General features: G+C 57.9%; 9 protein-coding genes and 1 riboswitch. Of the genes, 6 read left to right on the forward strand and 3 right to left on the reverse strand.

Going from position 1 to position 10,821, the window contains the following annotated elements; genetic code table 11:
* The first annotated feature begins 52 nt into the window (after positions 1–52).
* Positions 53–148, forward strand: a riboswitch (TPP riboswitch).
* The 5 genes from M7439_RS07910 (at position 140) to M7439_RS07930 (ending at position 5,227) form a co-directional block, all read left to right on the forward strand.
* The gene (locus tag M7439_RS07910) at positions 140–2,053 is read left to right on the forward strand and encodes an ABC transporter substrate-binding protein (RefSeq protein WP_298341676.1); all 1,914 of its coding nucleotides are present in this window, start codon (positions 140–142) and stop codon (positions 2,051–2,053) included. It overlaps the preceding riboswitch by 9 nt.
* Positions 2,054–2,149: 96 nt before the next feature.
* Positions 2,150–2,734, forward strand: coding sequence for an RNA polymerase sigma factor (locus M7439_RS07915; RefSeq protein WP_298341673.1), 585 nt, complete (start codon positions 2,150–2,152; stop codon positions 2,732–2,734).
* Positions 2,731–3,927, forward strand: a complete 1,197-nt coding sequence (locus M7439_RS07920) for a hypothetical protein (protein ID WP_298341670.1) — start codon at positions 2,731–2,733, stop codon at positions 3,925–3,927. The genes M7439_RS07915 and M7439_RS07920 overlap by 4 nt, the downstream gene beginning before the upstream one ends.
* Before the next feature lie 203 nt (positions 3,928–4,130).
* Complete coding sequence (locus M7439_RS07925; protein ID WP_298341667.1) at positions 4,131–4,622, forward strand: hypothetical protein; 492 nt, start codon at positions 4,131–4,133, stop codon at positions 4,620–4,622.
* 254 nt (positions 4,623–4,876) lie between these two features.
* Positions 4,877–5,227: a hypothetical protein gene (locus M7439_RS07930; RefSeq protein ID WP_298341664.1), complete on the forward strand. Its 351-nt coding sequence runs from the start codon at positions 4,877–4,879 to the stop codon at positions 5,225–5,227.
* 29 nt (positions 5,228–5,256) lie between these two features.
* On the opposite strand, the gene M7439_RS07935 is transcribed toward M7439_RS07930, so the two are convergent.
* The 3 genes from M7439_RS07935 to M7439_RS07945 form a co-directional block, all read right to left on the reverse strand.
* Complete coding sequence (locus M7439_RS07935; RefSeq protein ID WP_298341662.1) at positions 5,257–6,513, reverse strand: FAD-dependent oxidoreductase; 1,257 nt, start codon at positions 6,511–6,513, stop codon at positions 5,257–5,259.
* A gap of 211 nt (positions 6,514–6,724) precedes the next feature.
* Positions 6,725–8,836, reverse strand: a complete 2,112-nt coding sequence (locus M7439_RS07940; protein WP_298341660.1) for an FUSC family protein — start codon at positions 8,834–8,836, stop codon at positions 6,725–6,727.
* Between the two features lie 178 nt (positions 8,837–9,014).
* The gene (locus M7439_RS07945; RefSeq protein WP_298341656.1) at positions 9,015–9,671 is read right to left on the reverse strand and encodes a class I SAM-dependent methyltransferase; all 657 of its coding nucleotides are present in this window, start codon (positions 9,669–9,671) and stop codon (positions 9,015–9,017) included.
* Positions 9,672–9,985: 314 nt separating this feature from the next.
* Between M7439_RS07945 and M7439_RS07950 the strand changes: the two genes are divergently transcribed.
* Positions 9,986–10,462 (forward strand): DUF805 domain-containing protein, encoded by a 477-nt coding sequence (locus M7439_RS07950; RefSeq protein ID WP_298341653.1) that lies wholly within the window; start codon positions 9,986–9,988, stop codon positions 10,460–10,462.
* The last annotated feature ends 359 nt before the right edge of the window (positions 10,463–10,821 follow it).

Genomic DNA, 10,821 nt, shown 5'->3' on the forward strand with positions numbered 1-10,821 from the left:
ATCGCCTGCGGTCTGGCACTGCAGCAGCGAAACCATGATCGAGTAGAGTGGAACCAGTGACGCAGGGTGCTCGACGAAGTCGGGCTGAGAAAGACCTGTTGAACCTGATCTAGTTAGTACTAGCGGAGGGACGTCAGCTATGACCAAAGAACCAGTTTTGTCGGTGTCGCCTATGCGGCGACTATTTTGCCGAAGTGTAGCCTTGCACTGGGGCAAGCATGCAGCTCACGATCGGGTCTCACACCCCAAGCCAAAGGGGATCGCAGCACCCGTCGGTATCGCATTGACGGCACTTTTGCTCGCGAGCTGTACAAATTCACAACAGTCCCAAGTATCTGCTACCAGTGCGTCTGGTGGCGTTGCCTCCTATGCACTGGGTGCGGGGGACCAGTTCAGTTGGATCCTCCCACTCGAGAACGAAGCCAACTACGAGAACTATGACTCCAACGTCTCCAACGGGCTCTATCGTCCGTTGTACTATGTCGGAGGAGCTGGCACGACCGGGATCAACTATCCACTCTCGATCGGCACCGCTCCCGTCTACTCCCACGGCGACACGATGGTGACCATCGATCTCCACCACAACTACACCTGGTCGGATGGACAACCGGTCACAACAAAGGACATCAGGTTCTTCTTCGAACTCGAGGCTGCGGGAGCCAAGAATGGCGATTATGCCCCGTACCTACCTGGTCGCATGCCATCTGACATCAAGAGCATCTCCTATCAGGGTCCCTACCAATTTACACTCCATCTCAACCACGCCTACAACCCAGTTTGGTTTACCGGCAACCAGCTGACCTGGATCTACCCACTCCCGGTTCAGACCTGGGACAAGACTTGTCCTACCTGCCACGTCACCAACGTTGCCTCAACCCCGGCGGGTGCAACGAAGGTCATCGACTTCCTTTACAAGGAATCGGCTCAGCTCAGCACCTATGCCACTAATCCGCTCTGGAAGACGATCGACGGTCCCTGGGAGATAACCAGCTACAACCCCACGAACTACCATGCAGTGTTTCGCGCCAATCCGCGCTACACCGGGGCTGGGAAACCCAAGCTGGCTGGCTATCAAATTTACTCATTTACTTCGGCGACGGCCGAACTCGACGCGCTCCGCGGAGGTGTCATCGATTTTGGCTATCTACCGACATCGGATCTCGGGCTGACCCACTACTTCCAGTCTCATGGCTATGTAGTACAACCATGGAGAGTCTTTTACGATAACATTGCGGAACTAGGCTATACCGGCCCCTATCGCCACCTTGTCGCCCAGCTCTACCTCCGACAGGCGCTTCAACACCTGGTCGACGAGCCCCTCTATCTGAAGGCTACTCTCCATGGGAACGGCATGCTCGACTATGGATCAGCGCCGATCTATCCGGGCTCGAACTACGTGAGTCCCCAGCTGCACCATGATCCCTATCCCTACTCAATCGCGGCTGCGCGGCTACTGCTAACGACACATGGATGGCAACTCTCGACCTCTGGCCCATCGACCTGCGTCAACCCGGGGACTGGTAGCAACCAATGCGGTGCTGGCATCAAGAAAGGGGCGCCGCTTGTGATCTCGATGATGTATGCGACACCGAGCGCGAGCCTGACGGCCCAGGCCCAGGCCTTTGACAGCGCTGCTCGCGCCGCGGGCATCACCATTGAACTCAACCCGCAGCCCGAGGATACTATGTATTCCACAGCGGGAGTATGCCCTCCTGGACCATGCAACTGGGGCATTGCCCTCTACGGCGCCCAGGAGGACTTCGGACAGTACGTGCTTGTGCCAACGGCAGGAGTCGAGTTTGCAAAGGGGAACTATTGGGGCGGAGGGTACTACAACCCGACCGAGCAACGCCTGCTCAATGAGGCGTATGACCTTCCGGGACTCTCCCGCCTGTACGCAGTCGAGAACTATCAAAGCCAACAGGTCGCAGGTCTGTGGTGGAGCGTCGGCGACTACGAGGTCGCCGTCGTGAACAAGCGCGTCACCGGATGGAACCCACTCAACCCGTATGCCAACTACATGCCCTCGCGCTGGAGGCTTAGCGGCTCATAAAACCCACCCACTGTCCCCCAACTAAGGTGGTCGGAGCGTGATAGTAGGTATGAGTTCGAGCTACCAACGAGACTGCACAACCGTGGATGAACAAGGATGGTCGACAGGATCGTCCGTGTTGTGCACGATCGGAACGTCGATCCTGTGAGCCGGACAAGCGAGGAGGAGTTTCGGTCCTTCTTTGATGAGAACCTGGATCGCATCATCGGGTACGCGTTCTCGATTGTCCAGAATACCCAGGAGGCCGAGGACATCGCCGTCGAGTCGCTGGCGCGCGCGTATGCTGCCTGGAGGCGCCTCAACGGAACCGATCATCGCAGGGCATGGGTGTTTCGGACAACCCTCAACCTGGGCATCGACCATCTTCGAAGACAGAAAAGATCCAAGACCATGCCTGGAATCGACGCGGCCTTTGCCGAGATCCCGCTGGGATCGGCGGCAGCGATCCTCGACACCACCGGCGACTTGGCTACGAATCGTGCGGAGCTCGTTGTGGCACTGCGACGGCTACCCGAGCGCCAACGCGAGGCGGTAGCCATGCATTACCTTGGCGGCTTTGCCGTCGCCGAGATCGCCGAGGTCATGGGCATTGGAACCGAGACCGCAAAGACTCACTTGGCTCGCGGAATGAAGGTCTTACGAACGGAGTTCGGCGTCCAAAACCGAGGAGGAGAATCATGACAAATTGGGCACCCAGTGACCGTCAAAACCTCTACGCCATCACCGTTCGACGTGGGCGCAGGCTCAAGCGCCAACGCCTCCTCTCGCGGCTCTCCGTCATCGTCGTCGTCGCTCTCGTCGCGGCAACTACCGCCACGATCATCACCCACCATGCGCTTCGTTCCCACCCAACGACTCCCCCGGTGCCTGTCGAACGGACAAAACCCGCACCAGCAAAGTCGCCATCAAAGTCGCCATCAACCGCAGACGTCCCTCAACTCGTCTCCTTCCGATCACTCCAGGGTTCCTCTATAGCACTTTCGAATGTTGACGGGACGCCCGTGACAGGAGATGGGGCGACCTGGACACTGGTCTCCACCCCTTCAGCGATCGAGCTCGTCAAGGTCTCTGGATCACCTGCTCACATCACCGGCCATATCACCATCGCTCCACGGAAGGCCGTTGGCTCAACAAACCAGATCGCTCAGCCGATCATCAGTGGGAATACCGCCTATATCGCTTCGACGCTCGGGCTCTATCGCGTTGACTTGGCCGCCGGCCACGTGACAACGACGCTTCCCGACCATCTCGGGACACCACAGTCCCGCGCCATCGTCGGGGACAATCTCTGGCTGGTTGGCAACACATTGAACGCTTCGAGGCAGATCATTGCTGTCCTGCAACGGATCGATCCAAGCGATGGATCGGTCATCCAAACCTACCACTTACCAGGAGCCTGTGCGGGACCTACGCTCATCGCACAGGGATCAACCCTTTGGACTGAGACAATACCGTGCGGTGCCTCAACACATGCTCACCTCATTGGCTTCTCCACAACGAACGCCACCGTGATCGCCAACCATACCTTCCCGGTTGCGCACGAATTCCAGCTCCAAGGGCTTCACGGAGACCTCCTCTGGGGCAGCATCTATCGATCCCATCTCGACCTAGCGGCGGTGAGAGCGACGAGCGGATCCCTCGCTCATGTGTTGCACCTCCCCTCTAGTGCCATCGGTCTTGGCGTAGCCCCCACTTCGACCAACATCTGGTCACTCGGCAACCGTGACGCCGTGCTCGTCAACCCGGCCAACGACACCATCCTGCGTACCATCATGGCACCGAGTGGATCCCTCTTTGTCACGATGGAGCTGACCCCCCACGCCCTCTGGATCCGTGACAGCACCGGACTCCTCAAGGTCCCCGTGATCGACTGAAGCCAACGATCACTGGAGCCGCGTACCATCTGCCCACCGCCAGCCGACTACTGAAACCAGAACGAGGTATCGCTCCTTCGCCCGGTTGTAACTGCACGTGGATACGATAACCTGTAGAGATATAACGGCATGCGGCCGTTGGACTAGAGGATACCAGATGAGCAAACGCCTACCTCACCGATCTCTAAGCACGGAATCTTGAGATGAACACCAACACCAGTCACCGAATTGGCATCGCCACCATCTGGATTGTGCTCGTCGTCTGGCTCCTGCCCATCCTGGTGGACATCGCCTTCGCGCGAGGCCTCACTGGCTGGGTTGCCTATGCGCCATTGAGTGGAAGACTCGCTCTTGTCCCCAACATCATCGCAGTCGTTACCATGACGAAGCTGATCCTCCTAGTCCCGCTCATCGTCTTCGCACTTTGGTGGTTACGATCACGACTTGGCCGGCTCATCCTCGGATTGACCAGCGCCTTGCTCATCATCGCCACCTACCTTCTCGTCCACCTCGACCTTCTACGGCCCACGGATACACCCACCGATATCACCCAGCGACTTCGCAACGGACTGACCTTCACGCTCGCCTTCTCGAACACGTGGCTCGCTAGCGCAACGGTCATCCTGATGGGCATCGTGCTCCTTGGCATCCTGGTCCTCGCCGTTCTCCCCACACCGTTGCGCGACCGCCGATAGCTCGCACTCAGCAGAACTCATAGCAACCGGCCAAGCATACCGAATCTGGCCAAACAAATCTCCACCGCCACACCACCATCCCCTCCGATCATGGTTCGCTCGGCGCATTCCCGAGCGAAGCAGGACAACCATTGCGAGAAACTTGCCGATAGCAATGTCTTCGTTACCCGTGATCGAGCAAACCAGTGAGCGTTCATCGAGAGATAGTTGATGAACACCTGTCATCCAAACCACTAGCTGGTAGGCGTAACTGCATGACAATCCAAGGCGTTACCCCGAGCGAGACGACTATCCAGGCCTCGGAGAAGACTCAAACGATGGAGATATTCGAGACAGCCCATCTCCATCGGACGCATCGCGCCATCCAACCCGAGGTCCCCTTGATCGGGACGTTGGTGTGCCAGTCAGAGAATGGCGGTCAAGGTACGTCTTCGAACGCCCAACGCGCCGAACAAACACGCCCCACCGGGTCGAGTTTTGTCACCGTCGGTGGATCACCATCCGCCGACGAGCTAGCCTACCTCCATGGGGGTCGGATCTCGCCTTCCAGGTCTTGGCCCATCACGACCATCTTCCACCAGGGTGCACAGCACCTGTACCTGTGAGTCAACACGTTAGCTCAAAGCACCCGGAGCTAGGCGCTCACAGCATGCGTCTCGAATGCATCCAAAAAAGAACGAATCATAATCAACGCTGCAGCACCTTCTCCAACCGCAGAGGCAATCTGCTTGGTGGAGCCAAGACGAACATCACCGGCGGCAAAGACTCCAGGCATCGAGGTCTCCATGGCTGATCTGGTGATGACGAACCCTGCCTTATCGAGCTCAACGTGGTCACGGAGGAACTCTGAGTTGGGAGTAAGACCGATGAAGACGAAGGCTCCCGCAGCAAGAATTCGCTCCTCCCCATTGCCCTCATCGATCACCACCGCACTGAGATGGTGATCATCTCCCGCCTCGAAGGCTCGCACCTTCACCCCAGTATGTACTGCAAACTTCGGATCGGCCGCGATACGTTCCTGCAGCAACGTCGAGGCACCGAGGCGATCGCGGGCCTCCAGAATCGTCACCTGGTCGACAAATTGTGACAGGAAGAGTGACTCCTCGAGAGCTGAGTTACCTCCACCAATCACCACCAAGTTTTTAGCGCCACGGTAAAACGGACCATCACAGGTGGCACAAAAGTGGACTCCGGCCCCGATTAGGTCACTCTCGCCAGGGACCTCCAAACGTCGATAGGTAGATCCTGACGCGATGAGCACCGCCTTCGCACGATAGCTCTGACCACCATCCACCGCTATCAGGAGCTCGCTGCCAGTTCGCGTAATACCAGAGACCGCCACTCCTTGAAGCATCTCAACACCGTAGCGCTTCGCATGAGCGACATAGAGTGAAGCGAGCTCCTCTCCGCTCACACCATCAGGGAAACCTGGATAGTTATCGACCCGCTCCGTTGCACCAGCCTGCCCACCAAGCGCCCCACGATCCAAGATCAGGGTAGCAATACCTTCACGGGCGGCGTAAATACCGGCGGTGAGGCCGGTTGGCCCACCACCGATGATCACCAAATCATAGAAGCTGCGCTCGCCTTGGATCCTAAGCCCCAGCAGCTGAGCGATCTCGGCATTCGACGGTTCAATGAGCTCCTGCCCGTCAGGAAAGACGACCAACGGAATGATGAGTTTGCCCTCCGATGCATCCTCAACTCGGCGGCGACCATCCTCGTCCTCTTCGACGTTGATCGAACGAAAAGGAATGCGTTGATCCTGGAGAAATTGCTTGGTCCGCTTGCAGTCTGGACACCAGTTTGCTCCGTAAACCTCCACCATGTCAAGGTTGTGTCGTGTTGAGTCCTCCGACGCAGCGTCCACATTCTTTCCTCCGCTCTCCATCGCTACCTCCTTGGTGTTTACCATCTAACCCGTTGCAACGAGCACCTATTCCTCACGACCTCCACTGCCCATGCGGTACCCAATCGAGCGAGTGACTACCTCGCACAAAACGCCCAGGCCCGAGGGTACCAGACGACACCACTATCCCAGACACCAACGCGAGAGCAAGCTAGCACCGTATCATCCCTTCGCGCACACTGGGAGCTCGGCTTCACCGCATGAGCACCGCCGACCCATACTGCTCGATCAGCACATCGAGCTCTTGAAAACCACCGACGAGATCGAGAATCTGTTGATACAGCTCAGTGGAGACCACAAGGTCCGTGGGGATAGAGGGCGGCTGCACCGTCTCCTCTGGATCAGACAGAGATCCAAAGGATGCCAGGCGGTCCGCTTGGTACGAGGAGAGAGCAACAACCGCATCGCTAAGCTCGATCATCCCGGTGAAGAACTGATGCTCATGGAGAAGTTCGGCGTTGAGCGCGAGCGCTAACAACGCACAGAAGTTGACCTGCGAAAGGATAGCACCGGCCGTCGACACCGCCTCCTGTTGTGTGCCTGGCTCCGTAGACATACCCTCGAGCAGCGTGGCGGCGAGCTGGCGAGCCGAGCGTGCGCTGACCGAAAGCACGCGTAACTCCTCCACGCCAGCGGCGTCACTCTCGTCAACCAGCGATATGTCGAAGGCGCGTAGAACGCCGCCGGCGTACGCTCCCTGGGTCCGTACCATCGAGGCGAGTGCCCCCGGTAAAAGCCGGCGACGCCACGTTGGCCACAGCAAAAAGACAGCGATCGCCACTACCCCTCCCAAAGCCGTCGCCACTGCACGCTCTTGGGCAGTCGTACCTACTGGTGAACCAATCATCGCAAACATCGCTACCACATCAGAGGTCAAAAAGATGCTATAGAGAAAATAGTTTGCCCGGTAAGTTGCATAGGTTCCCCACGTCAACAACACAATCACCACGATGAGGATCCCGTGGCTCGGCACTACCAGTGCCGCCAATTCTGTCACCGCAACCGCCCCAATAAGCGTTCCGCCGAGGCGAGCCAAGCCACGCTGTACCGTTCCGCTAAAATCCCCCTGGAGGACAACGGCAGCCGTCATGGGGACCCAGTAGCCATTTCGCAGCGAGAAGGCGTGGGCAAGGTAGGTGCCAACGACAAGCACGAGAACCAAACGACCCGCATGAAAGAGCAGCTCCGAATCCGAGGTGAGGATCTTGCGAAACCCACGCAACCTGCGTCGCACCGACTCATCGAGAGCGCCTTGACCTCGATTCAACCCTGGCAACACCACATGCGGACTCGCATCACTGACCTGGCCCACCAAGTCCATAGCCCGCTGCAATTGGCGCGCAATCAGTCCGAGAAGAGGTTTCGAGTCATCAACATCGGGGATCTCTAGTTGTGGCAAAGCCGCAACGAAGCTACGACGCCGACGACTCCAAAGATGCACCTTAGCACGAAGGGAGGTCGACAAACTGAGTTGATCACCGATGACCCCTAGTATCGCGGCACTCTGGCGGAGAAACTCCACGGCCCACCGGTTCTCTTCGCCATTGCCGCGTGATTCGAAAACCAGCGCGCTCAGCGATAGACGGATGTCTTGGGCGAGCTGGAAGAGCTCCTTCAGCGCCACAATGGCCGAGGGATCGCCCAGTGGATTAGGGTCGCCCAACCAATCCGCTCCAGAGGTCAGCTGATCTGCCGGTGGCGCCGTTTGGGGCATCGATCTCGCGTAGCTGGCCAGTCGACGGTAGACCTCACCGACCGAAGCCATCTCACCATCGAGCCTTCGTGTTGGCCAGGTGAGAAGAAGGAGGATGATTTGGAAAAGGGCACCACCCAAGACCCAAAACGCCTGTACAATCGAACTCTGGACCCCCATACCGAGCGCGCTGAAGACCACTAAAACCTCTACGGCCTGCATGGCCGCCATCGACATACCTGGTCCAAAAGCGCCAGCAAGCCCGCCCAGCAAGCCCCAGATGGCCAAGACGATAAGCAAGACAACGAGGTGAGGTGCTGCGATCGCGCCGACGAAGGCGGAGATAGTCACACCGATGCTCGCGAGCAGCATATTCCGGAGTGTGCTCCGGTAGCGGCCCTCAAAGGAGACGAACCCAACGACGAGCGCACCCACAGCAGCGCTCACCCCATCGCCGACAAAGCCAGTTGCGACGCCGATAATCAACGGAGGTAGCATACCCAGTGCGCAGCGCAACCCGACAGAGACTGCCATGCCAGAACGCTCGATGCTCGCAACATCATCGAGTAGCGCGCGCCATGGTCCATTCTTCATGCGCTCTCGACTCGTCATACCAACTTTCCCATCGACGCAGCCAGACCCACCGCCACAGCTCTGGCAACCTGTAGTGTTGCAACCAGACTAACGGCCAATTTTTGACCCTCAACAGCCCAAGCACCTACCTGTCAGAACAACTGCGCTCACTAGAGTCTCCGTGCCTCGACCGGCGAAATGATCGCGGTCACACACCTCAGTTCGTAGGCAACCGCGTCATAGTCACACGAAAAAGCCTGCGCGGCAACTCACCCTCGATAAACTCGACAACCTCGTCGATACGGAACCCTTCGGCAAGGCTGGTGACGAGATCTCGATCGAAGAAATGCACGACAAAACCACCATTCTCATAGCGATTTTCGCCATGATCGACCCCGACGCCGTAATGAGCATCACCCGTGTGGCGCACCGTGTAGATCACCACCCCACCAGGTCGGAGTACTCTCGCGACCTCTCGGCTGAGTGCCACCAACTCTGCATTCGTGAGCGCCATATTAAAAAGCATGTGGGAGTAGCAGGCATCGAAGAGGGCGTCCGCAAATGGTAAGGGATCGCGTACATCGTAAAGAACGGTCTGGAGTTGTGCGCCAAAATGTGCACCTCGTGATCGGATCTCTGTCAATCCTTCCTTCACGTAATCGAGTGCGGTGACGCTAAGACCAGCCTCTAGCATCGGGATGGTATCTCGACCCTGTCCAGCACCAAGTTCAAGCACGTTGCGAAGGCCCGAACGCGCAAAAAGCTCGATAGCATAGCCACCTGGCTCACTAGCTGACGATCCATACATCGTCGGATGTTCGCTGTAGGTCCTTTCCCAGTGCCTCTGTTGCTCCTGCCCCAGGTCTCGGTCCATCTCGTCTCCTATACCAGTCCCACTGTATCGAGGCGAGTCTACCACTTCCTCGCCGCGCGGTAATTGCCGCCGATGCGTGACCGTATTGTGTCCAATCCCCTCAGGGGTCCGTGGTTCCCGGATGCAGGCTTTGTAGCAAGATGGGCGTGACATAGCTAATCGACTCGATCCAGCAGCCACACCCAACCGGTCAGAGCCCCAACAGGCCACGGCGTGATTGGAGACTGGAATGCCCGACTACAACAGTCTGTGAGGTAGCCTATCCCGACTACGCCAGCGCTATAATCGCCGTAACGAGATCCGAGGAGAATCGAATGGACAATCCTGAGACACCACCAACTCCTGACCATAGCAGTCAAGAATCGCATGGACTTCCAAGGTTTGAAGGATCGCCCGAGGCCAATTTGGGCTTCCAGGTTCCTTCGATCTCCTTCATGCAGGCGTATCTCAGGATGTGGCGACTCTATACCAACTTCCGCATCCGCTCGACACGAGGCGAGTACTGGAAGGCGTATCTCGTCGGCGCCGTCATTGGATTCGTACTGTTGGCCGCCTTCATCGTAACACACAACCCTCTCTTCTTTATCCTGTATTACGTCTACGGAATCGCGCTCCTTATTCCATCTATTGGTATCACCCTTCGGCGCCTCCATGATACCGACCACAGTGGAGGATGGATCTTTGTGGGGTTCATACCCCTCGTTGGCACCATCATTCTCCTGGTCTTTCTGACACAACGTTCCACCCCTGGGTCCAACCGTTATGGACCGCCAGTAACCTCTCTACCATAACTCCCGCCTCCCACTAGAACCGCGAGCCAAAACCAGAGCGCGCGCCAATGGAGTGGCAAGCATATCGAAACTATGGTGATTCTCCACGAGACCGTAGCGGTGGAACTATCGTGGCGTTGGAATGGCCCATATCTTGGGTCATCCCCGCAGACGCCGACCTCGTCACCGCTAATCTTGTCGTTCTACCAGGGCCGTCCATCCCCGCTTTTGCTCGCTGGGTCTAGGGGTCTGCTGAAATACCCCTACTCGCACAGCCAGAGGGTGGGCCGTGGTCTCCCATCGGCCCCGCCGGTTCCCGGTTCCTTGCTTTGTCCTCCTTCCTTACCTCTCCCTTTGGAGGGGTAAGGGAGGAGGGGAGG

The sequence above is a fragment of the Ferrimicrobium sp. genome (genome assembly GCF_027319265.1).
Lineage (GTDB): Bacteria > Actinomycetota > Acidimicrobiia > Acidimicrobiales > Acidimicrobiaceae > Ferrimicrobium.